21 protein-coding genes are annotated in these 23,479 nt (G+C 68.2%); 13 read left to right on the top strand and 8 right to left on the bottom strand.

Annotation, left to right across the window (positions count from 1 at the left end):
* Positions 1 to 46: 46 nt before the first annotated feature.
* On the bottom strand, positions 47 to 997 hold the full coding sequence (gene hslO / locus KS03_RS28290) for an Hsp33 family molecular chaperone HslO (protein WP_015876396.1): 951 nt from the start codon (positions 995 to 997) through the stop codon (positions 47 to 49).
* Positions 998 to 1,035: 38 nt separating this feature from the next.
* A complete protein-coding gene (locus tag KS03_RS28285; RefSeq protein ID WP_015876395.1) occupies positions 1,036 to 1,560 on the bottom strand; it encodes a gamma carbonic anhydrase family protein in 525 nt (174 codons plus the stop codon).
* Between the two features lie 180 nt (positions 1,561 to 1,740).
* On the opposite strand from KS03_RS28285, the gene KS03_RS28280 reads away from it, so the two are divergent.
* The 11 genes from KS03_RS28280 (at position 1,741) to KS03_RS32200 (ending at position 11,282) form a co-directional block, all read left to right on the top strand.
* Positions 1,741 to 2,598, top strand: coding sequence for a ferritin-like domain-containing protein (locus tag KS03_RS28280; protein WP_015876394.1), 858 nt, complete (start codon positions 1,741 to 1,743; stop codon positions 2,596 to 2,598).
* Positions 2,599 to 2,737: 139 nt separating this feature from the next.
* Positions 2,738 to 3,634, top strand: coding sequence for an alpha/beta fold hydrolase (locus tag KS03_RS28275; RefSeq protein WP_017432935.1), 897 nt, complete (start codon positions 2,738 to 2,740; stop codon positions 3,632 to 3,634).
* 121 nt (positions 3,635 to 3,755) lie between these two features.
* Positions 3,756 to 4,586: a 3',5'-nucleoside bisphosphate phosphatase gene (locus tag KS03_RS28270; protein ID WP_015876392.1), complete on the top strand. Its 831-nt coding sequence runs from the start codon at positions 3,756 to 3,758 to the stop codon at positions 4,584 to 4,586.
* An 85-nt stretch (positions 4,587 to 4,671) separates the two neighbouring features.
* Entirely contained in the window at positions 4,672 to 5,307 is a 636-nt protein-coding gene (locus KS03_RS28265) for an L-threonylcarbamoyladenylate synthase (protein ID WP_015876391.1), read from the top strand.
* Positions 5,308 to 5,398: 91 nt separating this feature from the next.
* Positions 5,399 to 6,061 (top strand): site-2 protease family protein, encoded by a 663-nt coding sequence (locus tag KS03_RS28260; RefSeq protein ID WP_015876390.1) that lies wholly within the window; start codon positions 5,399 to 5,401, stop codon positions 6,059 to 6,061.
* Between the two features lie 9 nt (positions 6,062 to 6,070).
* Complete coding sequence (locus KS03_RS28255; RefSeq protein ID WP_015876389.1) at positions 6,071 to 7,273, top strand: tryptophan--tRNA ligase; 1,203 nt, start codon at positions 6,071 to 6,073, stop codon at positions 7,271 to 7,273.
* Between the two features lie 16 nt (positions 7,274 to 7,289).
* Positions 7,290 to 7,907, top strand: a complete 618-nt coding sequence (locus KS03_RS28250) for a class I SAM-dependent methyltransferase (RefSeq protein WP_035978205.1) — start codon at positions 7,290 to 7,292, stop codon at positions 7,905 to 7,907.
* A 44-nt stretch (positions 7,908 to 7,951) separates the two neighbouring features.
* Complete coding sequence (gene dapA, locus KS03_RS28245; protein WP_015876387.1) at positions 7,952 to 8,854, top strand: 4-hydroxy-tetrahydrodipicolinate synthase; 903 nt, start codon at positions 7,952 to 7,954, stop codon at positions 8,852 to 8,854.
* A 102-nt stretch (positions 8,855 to 8,956) separates the two neighbouring features.
* The gene (bamC, locus tag KS03_RS28240) at positions 8,957 to 10,102 is read left to right on the top strand and encodes an outer membrane protein assembly factor BamC (protein ID WP_015876386.1); all 1,146 of its coding nucleotides are present in this window, start codon (positions 8,957 to 8,959) and stop codon (positions 10,100 to 10,102) included.
* A 4-nt stretch (positions 10,103 to 10,106) separates the two neighbouring features.
* The gene (locus tag KS03_RS28235) at positions 10,107 to 10,880 is read left to right on the top strand and encodes an MBL fold metallo-hydrolase (RefSeq protein WP_015876385.1); all 774 of its coding nucleotides are present in this window, start codon (positions 10,107 to 10,109) and stop codon (positions 10,878 to 10,880) included.
* A 105-nt stretch (positions 10,881 to 10,985) separates the two neighbouring features.
* Positions 10,986 to 11,282, top strand: coding sequence for a hypothetical protein (locus KS03_RS32200; RefSeq protein WP_161520944.1), 297 nt, complete (start codon positions 10,986 to 10,988; stop codon positions 11,280 to 11,282).
* A 207-nt stretch (positions 11,283 to 11,489) separates the two neighbouring features.
* Here the strand turns inward: KS03_RS32200 and KS03_RS28230 are convergent, their stop codons facing one another.
* Positions 11,490 to 12,713: a cupin domain-containing protein gene (locus tag KS03_RS28230; RefSeq protein ID WP_045678932.1), complete on the bottom strand. Its 1,224-nt coding sequence runs from the start codon at positions 12,711 to 12,713 to the stop codon at positions 11,490 to 11,492.
* Between the two features lie 32 nt (positions 12,714 to 12,745).
* On the opposite strand from KS03_RS28230, the gene KS03_RS28225 reads away from it, so the two are divergent.
* Complete coding sequence (locus KS03_RS28225) at positions 12,746 to 13,291, top strand: FKBP-type peptidyl-prolyl cis-trans isomerase (protein WP_015876383.1); 546 nt, start codon at positions 12,746 to 12,748, stop codon at positions 13,289 to 13,291.
* A gap of 50 nt (positions 13,292 to 13,341) precedes the next feature.
* Here the strand turns inward: KS03_RS28225 and KS03_RS28220 are convergent, their stop codons facing one another.
* The 4 genes from KS03_RS28220 to KS03_RS28205 form a co-directional block, all read right to left on the bottom strand.
* Entirely contained in the window at positions 13,342 to 14,595 is a 1,254-nt protein-coding gene (locus KS03_RS28220; RefSeq protein ID WP_043307866.1) for a membrane protein, read from the bottom strand.
* Positions 14,579 to 17,290: a DNA mismatch repair protein MutS gene (mutS, locus tag KS03_RS28215; protein WP_035981581.1), complete on the bottom strand. Its 2,712-nt coding sequence runs from the start codon at positions 17,288 to 17,290 to the stop codon at positions 14,579 to 14,581. The genes KS03_RS28220 and mutS overlap by 17 nt, the downstream gene beginning before the upstream one ends.
* A 630-nt stretch (positions 17,291 to 17,920) precedes the next feature.
* Complete coding sequence (locus tag KS03_RS28210; RefSeq protein WP_015876331.1) at positions 17,921 to 19,153, bottom strand: EAL and HDOD domain-containing protein; 1,233 nt, start codon at positions 19,151 to 19,153, stop codon at positions 17,921 to 17,923.
* 109 nt (positions 19,154 to 19,262) lie between these two features.
* Positions 19,263 to 20,981: a methyl-accepting chemotaxis protein gene (locus KS03_RS28205; RefSeq protein ID WP_045678931.1), complete on the bottom strand. Its 1,719-nt coding sequence runs from the start codon at positions 20,979 to 20,981 to the stop codon at positions 19,263 to 19,265.
* Positions 20,982 to 21,331: 350 nt separating this feature from the next.
* Between KS03_RS28205 and KS03_RS28200 the strand changes: the two genes are divergently transcribed.
* Positions 21,332 to 22,159, top strand: a complete 828-nt coding sequence (locus KS03_RS28200; RefSeq protein ID WP_015876329.1) for a c-type cytochrome — start codon at positions 21,332 to 21,334, stop codon at positions 22,157 to 22,159.
* Between the two features lie 408 nt (positions 22,160 to 22,567).
* Here the strand turns inward: KS03_RS28200 and kdgR are convergent, their stop codons facing one another.
* On the bottom strand, positions 22,568 to 23,401 hold the full coding sequence (kdgR, locus tag KS03_RS28195) for a DNA-binding transcriptional regulator KdgR (RefSeq protein ID WP_015876328.1): 834 nt from the start codon (positions 23,399 to 23,401) through the stop codon (positions 22,568 to 22,570).
* Between the last annotated feature and the right edge of the window lie 78 nt (positions 23,402 to 23,479).

The raw sequence follows: 23,479 nt of genomic DNA, 5'->3' as shown, positions 1-23,479 counted from the left end.
CTTCTCCTTCGGCGAAGGCCGTGACGCTTGGTGTGCCGCCTGCTGCTCAGTGACGCTGGTCGCTCGCCGGCGCAACGCCGGCGCCGAGTTGCGGCGTCACGAACAGCTGTTCGACATCGACCGGATCGAATTCGTAGCGCTGATTGCAGAATTCGCAATGGATTTCCACGTGGCCGCGCTCCTCGATCACGCTGTCGACTTCCTCGCGGCCCAGCATGCGCAGCATCCCGCCCACCTTCTCGCGCGAGCAGGTGCATTGGAAGCGCGTGCCGGCCGGCTCGAAATGGCTCACGTTCTCCTGCCAGAACAGACGTCGAAACACCGTCTCCGGTTCCACCTCGAGCAGCTCCTTCGACGAAAGCGTGCTGCCGAGCGTGCAGACGCGCTCCCAGGTGTCGGCGTCGGGCGCGTCGGCGCGCGGCACGATCCCGCCGTCGCCGGGCAGCTTCTGCAGCAGCATGCCGACCGCGCGATCGCCGTTGGCCGCGAGCCACAGCCGCGTGTCGAGCTGCTCCGAGTGGTGCATGTAATGTTCGAGCACGCGCGCGACCGATTCGAGCGGACCGTCGTGGTCGTTGAGCGGCACGATGCCCTGGTAGGGCTGCTGGCCCGGCTGCTTGTCGGCCGGATCGAGCGTGATCACGCAGCGGCCGTGGCCGCTTGCGTTGACGAGCTCGGCGAACGGCAGGTCCTCGCCGAGCGTCTGCTCGGCGCCTTCCGAGAGCTTGGCGGTGGCGCGGATCGACAGGTCTGAGCCACACTGCACCACCAGCATCTTCACCGGCCCGTCGCCGTAGATCTGCATGATGAGCGTGCCGTTGAACTTCAGGTTCGCGGACAGCAACGCGCAGGCGGCCATCATTTCGCCGAGCACGTTGCGCACGGGTGCCGGGTAGGCACGGCGTGTCAGGACTTCCTGCCAGGTGTGGCGCAGCGAGACGATCTCGCCGCGCACCGGCGCCGTGTTGAACATGAATTTCTGTAACTGGTCGCTCACTTCGGTTCCTCGATTGTCGGGCAGCAGCGGCGCGGCGTTCAGCCGATCCGGGCCAACTGCTCCTTGAAATACGCGCGTCGCTGCGCGTAGTTTTGCGTATTGGCGCGCATTCGCGCGATGTCCTCTTCGGTCAGCGCGCGAACCACCTTGGCGGGCGCCCCCAGGATCAGCGAATTGTCCGGAAAGGTCTTGCCCTCGGTCACCACCGCGCCCGCGCCGACCAGACAGTTGCGGCCGATCACCGCGCGATTCAAGACCACCGCCTGGATTCCGATCAGCGAACCCTCGCCGATCGTGCAGCCGTGCAGCATCGCCTGATGGCCGATCGTCACGTCGCGCGCGACCGTCAGCGGGCAGCCCGGGTCGGTGTGCAGCACCGCGCCTTCCTGCACGTTGCTGCCCGCGCCGATCACGATCGGCTCGTTGTCGCCGCGGATCGTCGCGCCGAACCAGACGCTCGCGTTCTCCTCGAGCACCACCTTGCCGATGATCGCCGCGTTATCCGCGACGAACACGCTTTCATGAATGGTCGGGGCGTCGTCGCCGAGCTTGTAGATGGTCACGTTGTCTCCTGGTTTCGCCTGCCGGGCCGGTGCCGCGCGCCGGTACAATGTGCGTGGTGCCGGCTAGCCGCCGGGCCGCCACCGGGTTGCGAGAGGCCATGCGCGCCTCGCGCAGGCTGTGACCCATCATTGTAAAGGCTTGCGTGGTTCGACCGCGCACGCTGCTCCGGCGCTGTTTTCATGTCCGACCCGAATTCCTCGTCCGACGCCGCTTCGTGCGTGCGAGCCGGCGCGCTGGCCGCGCTGCTGGAGACCGATCCCGCTGCCAAGGCGCGGCAGGCGCGTGCGCTGCATGCGGCGCTGCTCGCCGGGCACGCCCGGCTCGAAGCGGCGCGCCGCTTCGCAGCGCCGCCGGCGCTGCCGGGTCGCCCGGCGCGGCCCGAGCTGGTCGAGCCGCGCCTGCTGCGGCGCCGCTCGATGCGCTCGCCGCAAGGGCGCGCGACGCTGCTGCACGCGCTCGCCCATATCGAGTTCAACGCGATCAATCTCGCGCTCGACGCGGTGTGGCGCTTCGCCGGGATGCCCGACGCGTTCTATGCCGACTGGCTCAGGGTGGCGGCCGAGGAAGCCAGCCACTACGGGCTGCTGGCCGAGCGCCTGCGCGACTACGGCCATGCCTACGGCGACTTTCCGGCCCACGACGGCCTCTGGGAGATGTGCGAGCGAACCGCCGGCGATGTGCTGGCGCGCATGGCGCTCGTGCCGCGCACGCTCGAGGCGCGCGGGCTCGACGCGTCGCCGCCGATCCGCGCGCGGCTCGCGCAGGCGGGCGACCACGCCTCGGCGGCGATCCTCGACGTGATCCTGCGCGACGAGATCGGCCACGTCGCGATCGGCAACCGCTGGTTCCGCCACCTCTGCGCCCAGGCGGGGCTCGACGCGCATTCGGCCTACCTGCGGCTGGCCGCGCAATACCATGCGCCACGCCTGCGCGGTCCGTTCAACTTCGACGCGCGCCGCGACGCCGGTTTCGACGAGACCGAACTGGCCGCGCTGGTGAACCAGGACAGCGACGCATCGCCGCCCGCCACGGCATGAGTCTCGGCCCCGATGCCGGGCAAGCGCGCCTCGCTGGCTAGAGAAGTGCCTCTGCACGCGCGCGCCGCGCGCCTGCCGGGGCGCATCGGCAGGCCGTCGCCGATATAATCGAACGACCATTCTTTTTTTGGCGGCCGCGATGATCCCAACCCAATCCGATTCCGTTTCCGAATTCGTGACCGTGCGCGGCGTGCGGCTGCATGTGCGCCGCTGGGGCCGTCCGGACGCCCCGACGCTCTACATGCTGCACGGCTGGATGGACGTGGCGGCCTCGTTCCAGTTCGTGGTCGACGCGCTGGCCGGCGACTGGCAGGTGATCGCGCCCGACGCGCGCGGCTTCGGGCTATCCGACTGGCCGGTGGCCAGGCAGGGTGGCGGCCATTACTGGTTCGCCGACTATCTCGGCGATCTCGACGCGCTGATCGACCACTACACGCCGTCCGGCGAAGTCAATCTGGTCGGCCACAGCATGGGGGCCAACGTGGTGTGCCTGTATGCGGGCGTGCGGCCCGAACGCGTGCGCCGCGTGGTCGACCTGGAGGGCTTCGGGCTCGCGCCGCCGCCGGCCTCGCTCGCACCGGCGCGATTGCGCGGCTGGCTCGACGACCTGCGCGAGCCGCCGCGGCTGATGAGCTATGCCTCGCTCGACGAGGTGGCCGGGCGCCTCGTCAAGACCAATCCGCGGCTCGCGCCGGAACGCGCCGCGTTCCTCGCGCGCCACTGGTCGCGCCGCGAGGCGGACGGCCGCTACCATCTGCTCGCCGATCCGGCGCACAAGCAGATCGGCCCGCTGCTGTACCGGCTCGACGAGGTGATGGCGATCTGGTCGCAGGTGAGCGCGCGGGTGCTGCATGTCGAGGCCGTCGATTCGGCCATGCTGCGGCGTCTGGCCGGCGACATTCCGCTCGACGAATTCCGGGCACGCTTCGCCGCCTTCCCCGACTGGCGTGAAAAACAGATCGAGGAGGCCGGCCACATGGTCCACCACGACCAGCCGGAGCAGATCGCGGCCCTGATCGAGGCGTTCTGCGCCTGAGGCCGGACCACCCGGCGCGAGCACGGCGGCGGCGTGCCGGTGGCGGTGACGGGGCGCGCGGCCGCGCCACGGCGAACGCGCGACCTTGCAGTAGAATGGCCGGATGCGCCCGATACCGACCATGAACGCCGATCTGCACTGCCATTCCAACGTTTCCGACGGCCATCTCGCACCCGCCGAGGTCGCCCGGCGCGCCCAGGCCGCGGGCGTGACGCTGTGGGCGCTGACCGATCACGACGAGGTCGGTGGGCAGCTGGCCGCACGCGAGGCGGCCGAGGCGCTCGGCATGCGGTATCTGAGCGGCGTCGAGATTTCGGTGACCTGGGCCTCGCGGACCGTGCATGTGGTCGGCCTGCATATCGATCCGGCCAATCCGGCACTCGTCGACGGGCTCTGCCGCACGCGCAACGGCCGCGCCGGGCGCGCGCGCGAGATGGCCGAGCAGCTCGCGGCGATCGGCATTCCCGGCGCCTATGAGGGTGCGCTGCGCCACGTATCGAATCCGGACCTGATCTCCCGTACCCATTTCGCGCGGTTCCTCGTCGAGGCCGGCTATGCGGCCTCGACCTCGGACGTGTTCGCGCGCTACCTCGGCGACGGCAAGCCCGGCTTCGTGCCGCACCGCTGGGCCACGCTCGCCGACGCAGTCGGCTGGATCCGTGCGGCGGGCGGCGAGGCCGTGATCGCCCATCCGGGCCGCTATTCCTACACGCCGGTCGAGTTCGACGCGCTGTTCGGCGAGTTCATCGACCTGGGCGGCCGCGCGATCGAGGTCGTCACGGGCAGCCATACGCCCGATCAATACCGGCAATATGCGGACGTGGCGCGGCGCTACGGCTTCGAGGCGTCGCGCGGTTCCGATTTCCATGCGCCCGGCGAGAGCGTGGTCGAATTCGGCAGCCTGCCGCCGCTGCCGCCCGACCTGACGCCCGTCTGGGAGCGCTGGCTCTGACATGATCCAAGGCCGCGCCAGGTTCGCGCGGCGCGCCCCCGGCGCATGAGGCGCCCGGGCAATGCCCCTCTTCAGCACAGTCCCCATGTCCCAGTTCTTCAGGATTCACCCGGAAAACCCGCAGCCGCGGCTGGTGCGCCAGGCAGTCGAGATCGTGAAGCAGGGCGGCGTGATCGCCATGCCGACCGATTCGAGCTACGCGCTCGCCTGCCAGCTCGACGACCGCGCGGCCGTCGAGCGCGTGCGCCGCATCCGCGGCCTCGACGAGAAGCAGTTGCTGTCGCTGCTGGTGCGCGACCTGTCGGAGCTCGCGAACTTCGCGATGGTCGACAACCACCAGTACCGGCTGATCAAGTCGGTCACGCCCGGTCCCTACGTGTTCGTGCTGCAGGCCACCAAGGAGGTGCCGCGCCGGCTTTCGCATCCGTCGCGCAAGACCATCGGGCTGCGCGTGCCGGACCACGCGATCACGCTGGCGGTGCTGGAGGCGCTAGGCGAGCCGCTGCTCGGCACCACGCTGATCCTGCCGCCCGACACCGATCCGCTCAACGATCCGGAGGAGATCCGCGAACGCCTCGAAAAACAGGTCGATCTCGTGATCGACGGCGGCGCGTGCCCGCGCGAGCCATCCACGATCGTCGACCTGACCGGCGCCGAGCCGGTGCTGGTACGCGCCGGGCGCGGGCCGCTCGAGCCGTTCGGGCTCGGCGCGCACGCCTGAGCGCAGTTTATTGCGTGCCGCAACGCGAGCCCGGCATGGCGGCGCCCGCGTTTCGGTGTTCGACTTTTCCTGCTTGTTACAATATCGCGCTATGGACAACCTGATTCAGACGATTGCCGTCTACGCATTGCCCGTGATCTTCGCGATCACGCTGCACGAGGCCGCGCACGGCTATGCCGCGCGCCTGCTCGGCGACAACACCGCCTACGTGCTGGGCCGCGTGTCCTTCAATCCGATGCGCCACATCGATCCGATCGGCACCATCGCCATGCCGCTGGTGCTGTATTTCCTGACGAGCGGCGCGTTCCTGTTCGGTTACGCCAAACCGGTGCCGGTGGCGTTCCGCAACCTGCGCAATCCGCGCTGGGGCAGCCTGCTGGTGGCGGCCGCCGGCCCCGTCTGCAATCTCGTGCAGGCGCTGGTCTGGGGCTTCGTGGCGGTCGGTCTCGCGGTCGCGCAGGTCGACGAACCTTTCTTCACGCGGATGGCCGCGGCCGGCGTCGGCACCAATCTCGTGCTCGCCGCGCTGAACCTGTTTCCGTTGCCGCCGCTCGACGGGGGGCGCGTGCTCGCGGCGCTGCTGCCGCCGCGCCAGTCGATCGCGCTCTCGAAGCTCGAGCCCTACGGCTTCTTCATCGTGCTGATCCTGGTGACGACGGGCGTGTTCACGCGGATCTGGCTGGGGCCGCTGGTCGGCCTCGGCCAGAGCGTGCTGGCCGCCATCCTGAATCCCATTGCCTCGCTTTTCTTCTAAAAGACCACCATGTTCCCCGATCGTATCTTTTCCGGCATGCGTCCCACCGGGTCGCTGCATCTCGGCCATTACCACGGCGTGTTGAAGAATTGGGCGAAGCTGCAGTCCGAGTATCCGTGCTTCTTCTGCGTGGTCGACTGGCATGCGCTGACCACGCATTACGAAACCCCCGAGGTGATCGAGAAGAACGTCTGGGAAGTGCTGATCGACTGGATCGCCGCCGGCATCGATCCGACCCAGGCCACGCTGTTCATCCAGAGCAAGGTGCCGGAGCATGCCGAACTGGCGCTGCTGCTCGGCATGAGCACGCCGCTGGGCTGGCTCGAACGGGTGCCGACCTACAAGGAGCAGATCGAGAAGCTGCGCGACAAGGACCTGTCCACCTACGGCTTTCTCGGCTACCCGGTGCTGATGGCAGCCGACATCCTGCTCTATCGCGGCTCGCTCGTGCCCGTCGGCGAGGATCAGGTGCCGCACGTCGAGATGACGCGTGAGATCGCGCGCCGCTTCAACTACCTGTACGGCCGCGAGAAGGGCTTCGAGGAGAAGGCGCTCGAGGCCGCGAAGAAGCTCGGCGGCAAGCGCGCCAAGCTCTATCACGAGCTGCGCAACGCCTATCAGCAGGAAGGCGACGACGAGGCGCTCGAACAGGCACGCGCCATGTTGCAGGAGTCGCAGAGCCTGTCGATGAGCGACCGCGAGCGGCTGTTCGGCTATCTCGAAGGCGCGCGCAAGATCATCCTGGTCGAGCCGCAGGCGCTGCTGACCGCGGCGTCGCGGATGCCGGGGCTCGACGGCGGCAAGATGTCGAAGTCGTACGGCAACACGATCGGGCTGCGCGAGGACGCGGAAACGATCACGAAGAAGGTGCGCACCATGCCGACCGACCCGGCCCGCGTGCGCCGCACCGATCCGGGCGATCCCGAGAAATGCCCGGTCTGGCAGTTCCATCTCGTCTATTCGGACGACACCACGCGCGAATGGGTGACGCAAGGCTGCAAGTCGGCCGGCATCGGCTGCCTCGACTGCAAGCAGCCCGTGGTCGAGGGCATCCTGCGCGAACAGCAGCCGATGCTCGAGCGCGCGCAGAAATACATGGACGACCCCTCGCTGCTGCGCGCGATCGTGGCCGACGGCTGCGACAAGGCACGCAAGCACGCGGTCGAGACGATGCGCGACGTGCGCGACGCGATGGGCCTGTCCTACAACTGAGCGGGCGGATGCTCCGATGACGACGTCTGCCCCTGGCGCCGCGGCCGCTTTGCCGGGCGCGCCCGACCCGGCCGTGGCTGCCGCGCCGTCGCGCTGGGTCGCCGCATGGTCGCATCTGGTCGCGCCGGGCGGGGCGGTGCTCGATGTCGCCGCCGGCCAGGGCCGGCATGCGCGCTGGTTCGCCTCGCGCGGGCATCCGGTCCTGGCGCTCGATCGCGATCCGGCCGCGCTCGCGACGCTGGGCGCGCTGGGCGGCGTCGAGGCGCGCGCGGCCGACCTCGAAGGTCAGCCATGGCCGCTGCCGGCCGGGGCGCGGTTTTCCGCCGTCGTGGTCACGAACTACCTGCATCGCCCGCTGCTGCCGCGGCTCGTCGAAGCGGTCGCGCCAGGCGGCGTGCTGCTCTACGAAACCTTCGCACGCGGCAACGAAACGCTCGGCAAACCGTCCAACCCGGCGTTCCTGCTCGCGCCTGGCGAACTGCTCGACGCGGTGCGCGGTGAGTTGCGCACGATCGCGTTCGAGGACGGTTACCTGGCGGCGCCGAGGCCGGCGTTCGTACAACGAATCTGCGCGGTGCGGGAGCGCGCCGCGCAACAAGGGGCGGGATTTCCGCGTTACGGACTGCTCGGGTAATCCGCTACAATCGTCGTTTATTGAGTTTACTTTCACTGCGTTTCATGGCTAACGGCACTCAAGACGGTATTCAATTCCGCGGCAGCATTCCCGCGATCGTGACCCCGATGCTCGAAGACGGCAGCCTCGATCTGCCGACGCTTCGCAAGCTGATCGACTGGCACATCGAGGAGGGCACCGACGGGCTCGTCGTGGTGGGCACGAGCGGCGAATCGGCGACGCTGTCGGTCGACGAGCACGTGCTGACGATCAAGACGGCGGTGGAGCACGCGGCCGGACGTATCCCGATCATCGCGGGCGCGGGCGGCAATTCGACCTCGGAGGCGATCGAACTGGCGCGTCACGCGAAATCGGTCGGCGCCGACGCCACGCTGCAGGTGGTGCCGTATTACAACAAGCCGACGCAGGAAGGCATGTTCCGCCACTTCCGGGCCATCGCCGAGGCGGTGGACCTGCCGCTGATCCTCTACAACGTGCCGGGCCGCACGGTGGCCGACATGGACAACGAGACGATCCTGCGGCTTGCCGAGGTGCCGGGCATCGTCGGCGTGAAGGACGCGACCGGCAACATCGGTCGCGCCGCGCACCTGATCAAGGCGGCGCCGGCCGGCTTCGGCATCTACAGCGGCGACGATCCGACTGCGATCGCGCTGATGCTGCTGGGCGGCCACGGCAACATCTCGGTCACCGCCAACGTCGCGCCGCGCGCGATGAGCGAGCTGTGCCGCGCGGCGATCGCCGCCGACGCGAAAACGGCCCGCGAGATCCATCTGAAGCTGCTGTCGCTGCACAAGCACCTGTTCGTCGAGGCGAACCCGATTCCGGTGAAGTGGGCGCTGCAGGAAATGGGCAGGATCCGCGGCGGCATCCGCTTGCCGCTGACGCCGCTCGACGAGCGTCATTACGATGTCGTGCGCGGTGCGCTGCGCGAAGCCGGCATCGTTTAACCGATCCGGGCGGCCGCGCCGCCCGGAGTTTCGATCCACTCCGACTCCTGTCCGGCCCGCCGGCATCGCGCGTCACCCGCGTTTAGCAAGACGAAGGATTTCATGAAACATTTCGCCTTTTCCTCTCGCGCCTTCCAGGCGTCCGTGATGGCGCTCGCGCTCGGCGCGCTGGCCGGCTGCGATACGCTGAACGATTATCTCGCGCCGGACCGGGTCAACTACAAGGCGACGGGCTCGGCGCCGCCGCTGGAAGTACCGAAGGATCTGACCGCGGTGCCGGTCAACCCGTCCTACGTGGCGCCGCCCACCAATGCCGGCCTCGGCTCGCTGCCGCAGCGCGCCGTCACGGCGGCCGGTAACGCGACGGAAGGGCAGCCGAACGCGCAGGACCCGTTGGGCATGCACGTCGAGCGCGACGGCGACCGCCGCTGGCTCGTCGTCGACGGCCGCACGCCCGAGCAGCTCTGGCCGCAGCTGAAGGAATTCTGGGTCGACAACGGCTTCGCGCTGAAGACCGACGCGCCGCAGACGGGCATCATGGCCACCGACTGGGCCGAGAACCGCGCGAATATCCCCGATGACTGGTTCCGGCGCACCATCGGCCGCGTGATCGATTTCGCGTATTCGTCGGGCACGCGTGACAGCTTCCGCACGCTCGTCACGCGCGGGCCGGACGGCTCGACCGACATCTCGATCACGCACAGCGCGATGGAGGAAGTGCTGACGGGGCCGCAGGGCGGCGATTCCTCGCGCTGGGTCGAGCGGCCCCGCAACCCGGTGCTCGAGGCCGTGTTCCTCACCAAGCTGATGGAGAAGTTCGGGCTGACCGACGCGCAGGCCAAGCAGCTGCTGACCGATGCGCGCCCGGCGGCGGCACCGGCGAAGGTGGTCGACACGAGCTCGGGCGCGCCCACGCTCGATCTGGCCGAGTCGTTCGAGCGCGCCTGGCTGCGCGTGGGGCTCGCGCTCGACCGCACCAACTTCGCCGTCGACAACCGCGATCGTGCCAAGGGCATCTACATGGTCCGCTACGCGAATTCGGCCGAGGAACTGAAGCGCGAGGGCGTGTTCGGCAAGCTGTTCTTCGGCGGCCCGAGCGCGGCCAAGCCCGGCAAGGAGTTTTTCGTCAGCGTGCGCGCCAATGGCGGTGCGCAAACGCGGGTCGCCGTGGTGGACGAGAACGGCCAGATCGACAACTCCGCCGACGCGCAGCGCATCATCAAGCTGCTGCACGCGCAGCTGAACTGAGCGCGTGAGATTCACGAGCCTCGGCAGCGGCAGCGAGGGCAACGCGCTCGTCGTCGAGGCCGCGTCGGGCACCACCACCACGCGCGTGCTGCTCGACTGCGGTTTCTCCGCGAAGGAAATCGACCGGCGCCTGACGCGCGTCGGGCTCGCCTCCGACGAGCTCGACGCGATCCTGATCACGCACGAGCACAGCGATCACATCGGCAGCGCGCTGACGCTGGCCCGACGGTTTGGACTCCCTTTGTTCATGAGCTGGGGCACCGCGCGCGCGGTGGGCGCCGATGCGGCCGGCATCGACCTGCACGTGCTGTGGGGCGACGAAGCGACGCCGATCGGTGATCTGGCGATCCATCCGTACACGGTCCCGCACGATGCGCGCGAGCCGCTCCAGTTCGTGTTCACGGACGGCGCGGCCCGGCTCGGCGTGCTGACCGACGCCGGCATGTCGACGCCGCATCTGTGCGCCGTGCTGAGCGGCTGCGACGCGCTCGTGCTGGAGGCCAACCACGACGTCGCGATGCTGGCCGGTAGCCGCTATCCGGCCTCGCTGAAGGCGCGCATCGGCGGTTCGCACGGACACCTCAGCAACGACGCCGCGGCCGCGATCCTCGCCTCGCTCGACCGGGCCCGCCTGCGGCATCTGGTGGCCGCGCACCTGAGCCAGCAGAACAACCTGCCCGAGCTCGCGCAGGCCGCCCTGGCGGCGGCGCTGGGCAGTGCGCCCGGCGACGTCACGGTGGCCTCGCAGGACGACGGCTTCGGCTGGCGCAGCCTCTGATCGACCCGCCTGCGACCGTGCATCGCGGCCGCGCCCCGCAGCGCCAATCGATGGACGAAAAAAAACCGGCCTGAAAGGCCGGTTTTTTCGTATCAGCGTGAGCTGATGAGCGCTTACTGGCTCGCGCCCGAAGCCGGAGCAGCAGCCGATGCGCCAGCGTCCGATGCCGGAGCAGCAGCAGCGGATGCCGAAGCCGCGTCGCTCGCAGCAGCGGCCGTGCTCGACGCTGCGTCCGAAGCAGCTGCAGCAGCCGACGAAGCAGCCGAAGCGGCTGCCGATGCGTCGCTAGCAGCCGACGAAGCGGCTTGGTCCGAGCTCTTGTTGCAAGCAGCGAGTGCAACGGCGGCCAACAGGGAAGCTACGAGGAGGGATTTCTTCATGATCACGTCCTTTTATGGTTAAAGGTAAGCAACAGCGCGAAACAATACCGGTAATGTGCTCCAACACCGACCTGGGCCGCTGGTGGAGATGCACTGCCAGAGCGTGAATCTTCCCTACGGCTTGGGCGGAAATTATATGCACTTTCGTATCGACCGTCGACAAATGCGGGGTCAATACGTTGTCTTTCCCATACAAGTTTGACTGGTATGGGCTCCTGCGAGGGCAACCTTACGACAGGTCGCCCAGCCTGATCCAGCCCGCACAATACCACTCGTGCAGCAAGGCTGTCATGAGGGGGTGACGGGAGTATGTTACAAAGCGTTTCGCCCCCAGATGACGTCGATCAGCCAATTCCGGCAGCCATTTCGCGTTGCCGGCGAGCGGATTTTCTTCGCCATTGATGAAGTACGATCGCGCGTTATACAGCAATGCCGCTTTCCTGTCGAGACGAATGCCGCGGCGGCTCGCCTGGGCGACGAAGGCGGCCTCGCCGAGCGGCCTTTCCGGGGCGTCGAACACCACGTTCGATTTCGGCTCGCTGAGGTAGCTGCCGAGGAAGTTCTCGACGTCGCGCGTGGTCCAGCGGATCCCTTTCAGTATCGTCTCGACGCGCTCGACCAGCGCCGCCGGCAGTCGCGCCGGATCGTCGACCGGCGGCTGCGCGGGATCGCGATAGAGTTCGCCCGCGCGCGCGCCTTGTCGCAGCGCACCACGTTCCGCGAGGTAGTAGAGGAACTGCCCCGTCAATTCCCCCGCGGACGGGGCGCGAAAGCCGATCGAGCAGGTCATGCATTCGCCTTCGGCGATGCCGTCATGGGCGATGTGCGGCGGCAGATAGAGCATGTCGCCGGGTTCGAGCACCCACTCGTCGGTCGGCTCGAAACGAGCGAGCACCTTCAGCGGCAGGTCCTCGCGCAGCGTCAGGTCCTGCTGCGCGCCGATGCGCCAGCGCCGCCGGCCATGCACCTGCAGCAGGAATACGTCATAGGAATCGAAGTGCGGACCCACGCCGCCGCCGTCGGTCGCGTAGGAGATCATCAGGTCGTCGAGGCGCGCGTCGGGGATGAAGCGAAACCGCTCGAGCAGCGCGCGCGCGGCATCGTCGTGCAGGTCCACGCCTTGCACCAGCAGCGTCCACTCGCGCTTGCTCACCGACGGCAGCGAGTCGAGCTCGAACGGTCCCTGCGCCAGTTGCCATCTGTTACGAAAATGGGTGATGAGCCGCGACTCGGTGTCATAGTCGCCGGCCAGCTCGAACAGCGCGTCGCGCGAGAGCGGCGGGACGATGCCCGGGATCGCCTGGCGGATCAGCAGCGGCTTTTTCTGCCAGTGGCGGCGCATGAATTGCGACGGCGTCAGGTTGCCGAGCAGCGGCGTGGCGGTATCGGGCAGGGGCGCGCCGGACGGGGCTCGGGCAGCGCCCGTCGGTTCGGTTTCGGACCGTTGGGACATCGTATAATGCGGCTGGTAATTGGGAGATTTGGATGAAAATCGCAAAAAACACCGTCGTGTCGGTCGCATACAAGCTGTCTGACACGCAAGGCAACCTGATCGAAGAGAGCGACGAGCCGATGGTCTATCTGCACGGCGGCTATGATGGCACGTTCCCCAAGATCGAGGAACAGCTCGACGGACAGGAGGCGGGCTTCGAGACGCAGGTGCAACTGGAGCCGCAGGATGCGTTCGGCGATTACGATCCGGAGCTCGTGAAGATCGAGTCGCGCGACCGCTTCCCCGAGCCGCTCGAGGTGGGCATGCAGTTCGAGGGCACGCCGGAGGACGGCGACGAGGAAGTCGATTCGCTGATCTATACCGTCACCGATATCGCCGAGGACAAGGTCGTGCTCGACGGCAATCACCCGCTCGCCGGCATGGCGCTGCGCTTCGCGCTGTCGGTCAAGGACGTGCGCGCGGCCACCGAGGACGAGATTGCGCACGAGCACGCCCACGGTGCGGAAGGCCTCGAGATCGTCGATGAGGACGATGACGACGAGGACGATGCGCCGGCGCAAGGCCGTACGCTGCACTGAGCCGCGGGCCGCGCCGGCGGCCGATCCGACCGGCGCGTACCGCACACGCTTCAACGCGGGGCGGCCGGCAGGGAAGGGGGCCGGTCCTCGCCTTCCGGCAGGGCCGGCATCGATGCCGGCACGCTGCCCGGCACGGCCGATGCGCCGGCCGAATCCGGAATCTCCGGCACCGCGGGAATCTCCGGCATCTGCGGCAACGGCGTGTCGTCCCGCGGTATCAGCGGTAGCGCGGGCGGCACCGGCAGGTTGCTCGGCACCGCCTGCACGCTCACCCCGAACATCGGCCGCCTGGCCGGGTTCACCGTGATCCTGATCCATTGCGCGAACGGATCGCGCGGCGCGATCGCGATGCGCGTCAGGTTATTGATGCGATCACCTTTTTCATCGTGCAGGGGCTGGTCGATGCGAAAGCCGCCGCGCAACGCCTCGTCGCTCGCGTGAATCACCAGGATCGTGCCGTGGAACGTCGAGGTGGCCTTCACCAGCGCGCGCTTGAACTCCAGAAAGCCGTCACGACGGGTGTGTCCGAACCGTAGCCATGCGAAGCGCTCGCGCTCGTAGCGTTCGAACTGCGGATCGCCCTCGACCAGGATCACCAGCGCGCGCGCATTGCGGCGTTTCGCGAACTCGGCCGAATGATCGATCCAGAACGCATTGGCGATCGCGCGATCCTCGAATTCCCCGTTGCGCCCACCCGCCGTCAAGTAGCGATTGTTGGGCGAGGGCGCGTTGATCGCGACGAACACCGTGTCGCCCTGCGTCCAGCGGATGTTCTCGCGGAATGGACGAAAGCGCGCGACTTCGCTCTCGCGCGTCAGCGGCTGCGGCGTCACGCCGAACGATTCGGAATCCGACAGGAAAGTCTGGCGCAGATAGTCGAGCCGCTCGACCGCGTCATAGCCGCCGGCCTCGCGCGTCGCGCAGGCGGCCCAGTCGGCCTGCCCGGGAACGTAGAACACCGGCACGCGCGATGACTTCAGCAGCGCGACGCGCGCATCGTAGACCGCATCGCTGCAGACTTCGTGCGGGCCTTTCAGGTTGCCGTCATAGACCACGAAGGCCACGCCACGGTCGCGCGCGATCGCGGCCAACAGGCGTTGCGCGGCCGGCTCGTCGGCCGGGCCGGCGAGCACGCCGGACAGCACCGCGAACCCGTAGCCAGGCTCGGCGCGCGCGCGCGCGATCGCGGCCGGCGCGGCTTTCGCGGCAACGGCGGCCGTGGCCAGCGCCGCCGCGAGCAGCACCGCCGCCATCGCCGGCGCGGCGCGCGGGCGGCGAGGATGCGCGTCAGTGAGCCGTCTCATCGTCGCCTTGCCGGCCGGCCAGCGCGTGCAGTTCATAGAGCAGATCGAGCGCTTCGCGCGGCTTCAGCTCGTCGGGATCGATGCCGCGCAGCCGCGCCAGCGCCGGATGCGGTTCGGGCCGGGCCGTCTCGTGGTATTCGGCGGCGGGGCGGCCGTCGTCCGGCGCGTCGTCGTAGACGGGAGGCGGTGCGGCGAACAGGTCGAGCTGCGGCGTGGGCTGGCCCGCCGACTGCTGTTCGAGATGGGCGAGATGCTTGCGTGCCGCGCGGATCACCGCGGGCGGCACGCCCGCCAGCTGCGCCACCTGCAGGCCGTAGCTCTGGTTGGCCGGTCCCTCGTCGACCGCATGCAGGAACACGATGCCGTGGCCGTGCTCGACCGCCGACAGGTGGACGTTGGCGGCATGCGGAAACTCGGCCGGCAACTGCGTGAGTTCGAAGTAGTGCGTCGCGAACAGCGTGTAGCAGCCGTTGTGTGAAAGCAGGTGGCGCGCGATCGCCCAGGCCAGCGCGAGGCCGTCGAAGGTCGAGGTGCCGCGGCCGATCTCGTCCATCAGCACCAGGCTTTGCGGCGTGGCGTCGTTGAGGATCGCCGCGGCCTCGGTCATCTCCACCATGAATGTCGAGCGCCCGCCCGCCAGATCGTCGGCCGCGCCGATGCGCGTGAAGATCCGGTCGATCGGGCCGAACCTGGCCGATTTGGCCGGCACGTAGCTGCCGACGTAGGCCATCATCGCGATCAGCGCGGTCTGCCGCATGAAGGTCGACTTACCGCCCATGTTGGGGCCGGTGATCAGCAGCAGCTTGCGATCGCTGCCGAGCCGGCAGTCGTTCGCGATGAATTGCTCGACCTGCGCCTCCACCACCGGATGGCGGCCCTGCTCGATGTCGATGCCGATCTCGTCGGAAAAGCTCGGCGCGACCCAGTCGAGCTCGCGCGCGCGTTCCGCGAACGCGCCCAGCACGTCGAGTTCGGCGAGCGCAGCCGCCACGCGCTGGCAGTCCTCGATGAACGGCAGCAGCGATTGCAGCAATGCCTCGTAGAGCGCCTTTTCACGCGACAGCGCACGTTCCTGCGCCGATAGCGCCTTGTCCTCGAAGGTCTTCAGCTCGGGCGTGATGTAGCGCTCGGCGTTCTTCAGCGTCTGACGGCGGCGATAGTCGTCGGGCACCTTGTCGGTCTGGCCGCGCGTGACCTCGATGTAGAAGCCGTGGACGCGGTTGAATTCGACGCGCAGGTTCGGAATGCCAGTGCGTGCGCGCTCGCGCGCTTCGAGATCGATCAGGAACTGGCCGCAGTTCTCGGAGATGTCGCGCAGCTCGTCGAGTTCGGTGTCGTAGCCGCGCGCGATCACGCCGCCGTCGCGCACCATCGCGGCCGGTTCCGGCGCGATGGCGCGCGCGAGCAGGTCCGCGCAGCCGGCGGGCGGCGCCAGCGCCGCCTCGAGGCGCGCGAGCGTGTCGGCGTGCTGCGTGATCGGGGCGACCAACTCGCGCAGCGCCGGCAGCGCGGCGAACGTATCGCGCAGGCTCGACAGGTCACGCGGGCGGGCCGACAGCAGCGCGAGGCGGCCCGTGATGCGTTCGACGTCGGCAATCTGGCGCAGCGCGCGGCGCAGGTTGTCGAGGCTCGCCGCGCCGGCCGCTTCGAGCAGCGCGCCGATGGCCTGCTGGCGGCCCTGCGCCGCCACCGAGGCGCGCGGCGGGTGGTGCAGCCAGTGGCGCAGCAGGCGGCTGCCCATCGTCGTGCAGCAGGTGTCGAGCAGCGAGTAGAGCGTGGGCGACTCGGTGCCGCGCAGCGTTTCGGTCAGTTCGAGATTGCGGCGCGTGGCGGGATCGAGGCCGATGTATTCCGATTCCGTCTCGACCTTGAGGCTGCGCACGTGGCGCAACTGCTGGCCCTGCGTGGATGCCGCGTACAGCAGCAGCGCGCCGGCCGAGCCGCAGGCGCTCGTCAGCGAGTGTGCGCCGAAGCCTTCGAGGCTGGCGACGTCGAGTTGGCTGCAGAGCCGCTGGGTGCCCGAGGCCACGTCGAAATGCCAGGCCGGCACGCGCGTGACCGCGCCTGCGCCGGGCGGTATCGCCTCGATCGCACCATCGCCCGCGAGGATTTCGGCCGGGCGGATCCGTTCGAGCGCGGCGCCGAGTTCGTCCGGTGCGATCTCGGCGAGCCGCAGCGCGCCGCTCGCCAGGTTCAGCCAGGCCAGGCCGATGTTGGTGACCACGCCGCGCTTGTTGTGGCCGAGGCTCAGCGCGAGCAGGAACACATCGGCCTTGTCGGACAGCAGCGCCGCGTCGGTCAGCGTGCCGGGCGTGACCACGCGCACCACCTTGCGCTCGACCGGCCCTTTCGAGGTGGCGGGGTCGCCGATCTGTTCGCAGATCGCCACCGATTCACCAAACTTCACCAGCTTCGCCAGATATTGTTCCACGGCGTGATGCGGCACGCCCGCCATCCGGATCGGATTGCCGCCCGAGGCGCCGCGCTGCGTCAGGGTCAGATCGAGCAGGCGCGCGGCCTTCTCGGCATCGTCGTAGAACAGCTCGTAGAAGTCGCCCATCCGGTAGAAGACGAGCGTGTCCGGGTGCTCGCTTTTGATGCGAAGGTACTGCTGCATCATCGGCGTATGCGATGAAAAGTCCCGTTCCGTAACCTGCTGTTTCGCTTCCGTAATTTCCTGCACTTCCTTTTCCATCAAGGCATTCCCGTCATTTCGCGCGCTCGGCGAGTTCGTTTCCGCGCGCATCGGCACGCTTGCAAATATCTCGGCCCAGCATGGCTTTTCCTCTTGCATGCACCCGAACCCACGCGGGCGCGGGCTTCGTTGCGGCAGGAACCCATGCCGAGTACGAGATACGATTCGGCGCACGCGCCGCGAAGCAGAGGCAGCCGGGCCGCACGCGCCGATCTTGGGTTGATCGATACAAGTCGCCGGTCGATGGCCGCATGCGGCACACGATACCAGGCGAGTGGCCAGCGCTATCGCCTGCGGCCGCCGCCGGCGAGTGAGGCCGGCCGGGCATGCGGCGCGAGACGGGCGAGTCCCGGCGCTCGCGAAGCGGCAACAGGCCGGTTCCAAAGCTGCCGGTATGGTACCGCAGGACCGGGCGCCGACCGTGCGTGATGTCGGTCGGGCCTATATCGAAGGGCAGGGGAGCGCAACCGCAAACCAAAGGGCGCCGCGCAGGCGTGGTTCCGATCCTACGCCCGGGCGAGTTCGTCGGCCGCCTGGCCGGCACGGTGTCGTGCGGCGCGGCGTTCGCCCCGGTTGGAAACCGATGCCCGGGCCCCCGTCCCGCTGATGGGATTCGAGCCGCTCGTCGAATCAGCCACGCCCTCGGGTTGCCGCGCGTTCCTGATGCGACGGGATCGTCGTGATGCCGTGCGAAGCCGTTTCGCTCGGCTCGCCGAGGCAGAACGACCGTTCGAGCGCGGCGACGGCTAGCAGCGCCTCTCCATACCAGCCCTCTTGAACCGTGAGTGCTCGCTTGATCTCTTGGTCGAACGAGAGCGGACGCCAGAAATCCTCAGCCGTGGCGCCCTGGCGGATGTGCAGCAGCGACAGGAGGCCAACCAGGCGGCCTTTGCTGAGTTGATGAGGCGTGGCCCCTGAAGCGGCCAGCATATCTCCGATCTGCTCGGCGCGCGATCGAGCCAGATCCGTGAGCGGGTCGAACATCGGCTCCGACTCGCGTCGATACAGCAGCAGCGCACACCAGCCCATGAGCGTATCGGTGCCCGCCAGCGAGATAGCATGGCTGATCGAAGATATTCTCATGCGGGATCGATTGGTGGCGGCACAGTTATTCGCGATGCGGATCAATTCAACGCAGAGCTCCGGGCTTCGCTCTATCTTGACCGCCAGGGCGCTCAGGCTTTCCTCGTCGAGAATCGACTGCAATACCTGGGTGACTACCTCGAAATCGGCGGGCATTTTTTGCGCCGATAGGATCTGGGGCCGGCAGAAATAAAACCCCTGTAGAAGCGAACACCCCGAATCCACCGCGTAATTGCGGTCGGCGCTGGTTTCGATCTTTTCGGCGAGGGCGAGCGCACCGTAGCCGATCACGGTATCGATCATGCTGCGGCGCTGCTGCGGATCGGTAAAAGGCCAGTCTATCTTGACGATATCGATCAGCGGCAGAATATCCACGATGTCGGGCGACAGCTCGCGCACATCGTCGAGGGCCAGGCGAAAGCCTGCTTCCTTCAACTGCCGGCAACGACGTATCAAATGACGATCCAGCTTGCAGGTTTCGAGGATTTCGAGAACGAAGCGATGCGGCGGGAGCGCGTGGACGATGGTCGACATCAGAAATTCGCTCGAGCAGTTGATGAAGAAACTGCCCACCGGCGACACCTGATGCAGTCCTACATGACCGATTGCCGCCTCGAGCACCGCCATCGTCGCGGACTCGTCGTCGACAATGGTCGTCACGGCGCCGGACCGGTCACGGAACAGAAGCTCGTGACCAAAGAGTTTCCCGTTGCACTCGACTATCGCCTGCTTGGCAAAAATCACCAGATCGCTTTCCTTTCGTACACTGATGGCCTGCATGTGCGTCATCTCCGATGTGGCCGGCTGGCCAGCCGTTGCGCCTGCCGGCATCCACAGGAATGGGGAACAGCTCGTGCCAACCGGCCCAGGCGGGCGGCGTTGGCGGCGTTCAGAACGTCTGCCAATCCGGCTGCGACGCGTGGGCTGGCGAGCCGGCCGCCGCCAGCGCGGGCGCCGTGCCCCGGCCGCGTGCCGCGGCGAGCTTGCCGCGTGCCGCGGGCGCGCGGCGTGCTGCGCTCGCGCGCGGACCCTGGTCGGGCACGCCGGGGCGGCTCGCGCAGACGCGGAACATCGTGATCATGTCCTTCAGGCTCGAGGACTGCGAGGACATCGACTGCGCAGCCGCGGCCGCCTCTTCCACCAGCGCCGCGTTTTGCTGCGTCACCTCATCCATTTGCGTGACCGCCTGATTCACCTGCTCGATACCCTTGCGCTGCTCCTGCGAGGCGGCGGAGATTTCCTCCATGAGGTCGGTGACCCGCGCCACGGTGCTGACCACTTCCTTCATCGTGGCCCCGGCCTCGGCAACCAGCGCTTCGCCTCGGCTCACCCCGTCGGCCGACGCCGTGATCAGATCCTTGATCTCCTTGGCCGCGGCGGCGCTGCGTTGCGCCAGCGTGCGCACCTCGCCCGCCACCACCGCGAATCCGCGGCCCTGCTCGCCGGCGCGCGCGGCTTCGACCGCCGCGTTGAGCGCAAGGATGTTGGTCTGGAACGCGATGCCTTCGATCGCGGCGATGATCGACGACATGCGGCCGGCCCGCTCGCTGATTTCCTGCATCGTGTCCACGACCCGGCTCACGACCGAGCCGCCATGCTCGGCCACTTCGGAGGCGCTCTTGGCCACGCGGCTGCCCTGCTGCGCGTTGTCCGCGTTCTGCTTGACCGTCGCGGTCAGTTGCTCCATGCTCGCGGCGGTTTGCTCCAGCGACGCGGCCTGCTCCTCGGTCCGTTGGCTGAGGTCGACGTTGCCGGACGCGATTTCCGAGGACGCCATCGCGATGCTGTCGGCGCTCTGCTGGATGTCGCCCACCATCCTGGCGAGCCGCGCGTTCATCTCCTTGAGCGCGGCGAGCAGCATGGCCGTCTCGTCCTTGCCGCTCACCTCGATGTCCGAGGTGAGATCGCCTTGGGCGACGGTCTGCGCGACGGTGACCGCGCGGTTGAGCGGCCGGGTGATGGAGCGCGTGATCAGGATCGCGATGCCGATGCCGGCGGCCACCGCCGCCGCCACCAGCATGACCGTGCCGAGCACCGCCGAGTGGTAGGAGGTGGAGGCGGACGCGTCGGCTGCATCGCTGCGTTCGCGGTTCGCTTGCACCGCCGCGTCGACCGCCTTCACGAAACTCGCGAACTGGTCGGCGCTTGCCTGGGTCGCCAGCGTCCGCACCTCCCGTGCCTCGGTTTTGCCCGCCGCCACGGCCTCCAGCAATCGCTGGTCGTTCTTCAGGAAAATCGCCCAGGCGGCTTCGATGTCCTGGGTGAGCCGTGCATCGTCGAACGATTTCGCCAGCGACTTATAGTGGGCAAACCGGCTGTCGTACTGCCGCAGCGCCGCGTCGTGCGCCGCCCGCTGCGCATCGCGCCCCGGCTGGTCGGCTTCGAGCAGGCCCCGCAGGGTCGTGCGTCGAACGGTATTGGCCATCGATCGGACATCGCTGAGTGCCTGCACGGTCGGCAGGATCGCAGCGGAGATTTCCTCGGTTTTCTGATACACCTTGCCGATCTGCCAGATCGCCATCGCGCCGATCACGCACACGAGCCCGACCGAAATGGCGAAGCCCATCGCCAGCCGGCTGCCGATCTTCAGATTAGTGAGAAAGGACATGGCATTCTCCACAGGAAAGAGCAGGACGTCGGAAAGACAACTGTAATTACGACCCCCGGGTGGCTTGCTGAAGTTCGTTAAGTGTTTGTCCCGATCCAGGACGAGGGGGGCCGTGCAGGAGCGGGCTGCGGGCTCGGTGCAACGACGCGCTGGCGTGAGCGATCGTGCCGAATGTGAGAGCACAGCTTGCCAACCCGCGGCGCGCCGAGATTGGTCAATCCGATCTCGCCATCGACGTTTCGTCTGCGTCGACACGCTGAGATAATCGGCCTGCCGTGCGCCCGACAAGAGCCGCGGCCTGCAACCCGGCGCCATCGCAAGCCGCGAGCGCCCACCCACGGAGCCCCCGAGTGCTGAAACGCACATTACTTTCGCTTTGGCTGCTGCTGCTGGGCACGCTCGCCCACGGCACGCCAGCCCAACCCGCGATCACGATCGCGTCCCACGGCAAGCTGCTGACGTTCACCGCCCAGACCCTGCTGGCGCGCGCCGACGCGGCCGACATCCACGTCACCCGCGACGTTTCCTACGGCAAGCCGATGACGTACCGCGCGGTGCCGCTGGCCGACCTGATCGACGGCGCGTCGCTGCCGCCCGACGGCGTGATCGAGACGCGCGCCACCGACGGCTTCGCCGCACAGCTGCCGATGGATCTGGTTCGGAATCGCGATCCCGCACGCGCCGTGGCCTATCTCGCAGTGGAGGACCCGGCGCGGCCGTGGCCAAAATTGCCGGGCAAACCGGTGAGTGCCGGGCCGTTCTATCTGGTCTGGGTAGGCGCGCAGGCGGCGTCGGTGCGCGGCGAGCAATGGCCCTACCAGGTGGCGCGCTTCACCATCGAGCGTGCGCCGGTCGCGCGCTGGCCCGCGCTCGCCGTCGATTCGGCGCTGCCGGCAACCGATCCGGTCCGCGCCGGGCAGCGCCTGTTCATCACGCAGTGCCTGGCCTGCCACCGCTTCAACGGCGCGGGCAGTTCGAACACCGGCCCCGATCTCGGCAAGCCCGCCAATCCGGTCGATTACTTCCAGCCGGGCGCGCTGCATCGCTACATCCGCAATCCCGCCTCGCTGCGGGACTGGCCCGGCCGTGCCATGCCGGCCTTTTCGCCGGACCAGTTGAGCGATCGCGAGATCGATCTGATCATTGGCTATCTCGCCTACATGGCGCATCGGCGATAATCGCGAGCGCATGATGCGCACGGCGCGCCGCGTCGGGCGCGTTGCCGGCCTGGCAAACGCGAAGCCGCGCGGCGCGAGCATCGGCTTCGACGGCCGCACGCTCGGCGAATGCGGCGGGAAGGAGGCGGGAAGAAGGCGGGCATCGCGCACGCGCTGCCGCCGCTGATTCGCGGCCCGCGACGCAGCGTGTAGTCGCGGAACCATCTCCACGTGCTGCTGCACCGCGGCTACCCGGGCGTGATCCAGGCGGACGAGGATGTGCAGGGCGTGGCCGAGTGCCCGCCAGGTGCTATCGTGATCGGCCGGCCCAGCGACATAAGACGCGAGCGGCGGCCGAGGCGCGCCCGCGGCCGATGCGGAGCACGCCGGCATGCCCCGTCGAGGCGATTCAGCGCCCGCCCGCCGCCTTCAGGCGCGCGCGCCGTGATAGCCGAGCCTGGCCGAGATGGCCTGCCCGGCCTGCTTGAGCAGCGCGACGTAGTGCGCCTTCGTGTCGGCGCCGCAGCGCATGGTCGGAAACGAGATCGACAGCCCCGCGATCACGCGGCCGAAGCGGTCGAACACCGGCACCGCGAGGCATAAGAGCCCGTCTTCCTGCTCCTCGTTGTCCTCGCCATAGCCCTGCTCGCGCACATGCGGAAGAATGCTCCAGACGGCCTCGGCCGAGGCCAGCGTCTTCTGCGTCGACTTCCTGAACTCGATCCGCGAGAGCGTCTCGCGCGCCTCCTCGGGCGCCATCCAGGCCAGCAGCACCTTGCCGATCGCGGTGCTGTAGAGCGGGTTGGTGCGGCCGATCCGCGAGTGCATGCGCAGCCCGTAATCGGCGTCGATCTTGTGGATGTAGATGATGTGGTCTGCGTCGAACGCGCCGAGGTGCAGCGCCTCGCGCGTGAGCCGGCCGATGCGGCGCATCTCGAGGTCGGCCTCGCGGATCAGGTCCACGCTCTCGAGCGCCAGCGAGCCGAGTTCGAACAGCCGGATCGTCAGACGGTAGCGTTCGGTCTCGTCTTCCTGCGCGACGAAGCCGAGCGTCTTCAGCGTCTGCAGGAACCGGTGGACGGTGGTCTTCGATATGCCGAGCCGGTGCGACAGCTCGCTGATGCCGCTCGGCCCGTGCGTGCCGAGCGCCTCGAGCACGGCGAACACCTTGCCCGTGGCCGAGGCCGATTCCGCCTTATCGGCGCCGCCTTCGGCCGGCGGCTGCGGCGCGTGTTCCCGGCGCCGCCTGAGCATCGCTTCCATGTGCGAAACGTCCGTCGGTGTGGAGTCAGGCTTGAGCATAGCGCGTCCCGGCTGGGGTTGAATCAGCGGGCGAGCCGG

Origin of the sequence: Burkholderia glumae LMG 2196 = ATCC 33617 (assembly GCF_000960995.1) — a bacterium.
Classification (GTDB): Bacteria; Pseudomonadota; Gammaproteobacteria; order Burkholderiales; family Burkholderiaceae; genus Burkholderia; species Burkholderia glumae.
Note: the sequence above shows the minus strand (reverse complement) of the source record. Positions and strands in the feature narration are given on the sequence as shown.

Excerpts from the sequence above, each read along its gene's own strand:
- KS03_RS28280 (WP_015876394.1), top strand. The coding sequence starts at position 1,741 with ATGTCCGACCCGAATTCCTCGTCCGACGCCGCTTCGTGCGTGCGAGCC.
- KS03_RS28275 (WP_017432935.1), top strand. The coding sequence starts at position 2,738 with ATGATCCCAACCCAATCCGATTCCGTTTCCGAATTCGTGACCGTGCGC.
- KS03_RS28270 (WP_015876392.1), top strand. The coding sequence starts at position 3,756 with ATGAACGCCGATCTGCACTGCCATTCCAACGTTTCCGACGGCCATCTC.
- KS03_RS28265 (WP_015876391.1), top strand. The coding sequence starts at position 4,672 with ATGTCCCAGTTCTTCAGGATTCACCCGGAAAACCCGCAGCCGCGGCTG.
- KS03_RS28260 (WP_015876390.1), top strand. The coding sequence starts at position 5,399 with ATGGACAACCTGATTCAGACGATTGCCGTCTACGCATTGCCCGTGATC.
- KS03_RS28255 (WP_015876389.1), top strand. The coding sequence starts at position 6,071 with ATGTTCCCCGATCGTATCTTTTCCGGCATGCGTCCCACCGGGTCGCTG.
- KS03_RS28250 (WP_035978205.1), top strand. The coding sequence starts at position 7,290 with ATGACGACGTCTGCCCCTGGCGCCGCGGCCGCTTTGCCGGGCGCGCCC.
- dapA (WP_015876387.1), top strand. The coding sequence starts at position 7,952 with ATGGCTAACGGCACTCAAGACGGTATTCAATTCCGCGGCAGCATTCCC.
- bamC (WP_015876386.1), top strand. The coding sequence starts at position 8,957 with ATGAAACATTTCGCCTTTTCCTCTCGCGCCTTCCAGGCGTCCGTGATG.
- KS03_RS32200 (WP_161520944.1), top strand. The coding sequence starts at position 10,986 with ATGAGCGCTTACTGGCTCGCGCCCGAAGCCGGAGCAGCAGCCGATGCG.
- KS03_RS28230 (WP_045678932.1), bottom strand. The coding sequence starts at position 12,713 with ATGTCCCAACGGTCCGAAACCGAACCGACGGGCGCTGCCCGAGCCCCG.
- KS03_RS28225 (WP_015876383.1), top strand. The coding sequence starts at position 12,746 with ATGAAAATCGCAAAAAACACCGTCGTGTCGGTCGCATACAAGCTGTCT.
- KS03_RS28220 (WP_043307866.1), bottom strand. The coding sequence starts at position 14,595 with ATGAGACGGCTCACTGACGCGCATCCTCGCCGCCCGCGCGCCGCGCCG.
- mutS (WP_035981581.1), bottom strand. The coding sequence starts at position 17,290 with ATGGAAAAGGAAGTGCAGGAAATTACGGAAGCGAAACAGCAGGTTACG.
- KS03_RS28210 (WP_015876331.1), bottom strand. The coding sequence starts at position 19,153 with ATGCAGGCCATCAGTGTACGAAAGGAAAGCGATCTGGTGATTTTTGCC.
- KS03_RS28205 (WP_045678931.1), bottom strand. The coding sequence starts at position 20,981 with ATGTCCTTTCTCACTAATCTGAAGATCGGCAGCCGGCTGGCGATGGGC.
- kdgR (WP_015876328.1), bottom strand. The coding sequence starts at position 23,401 with ATGGAAGCGATGCTCAGGCGGCGCCGGGAACACGCGCCGCAGCCGCCG.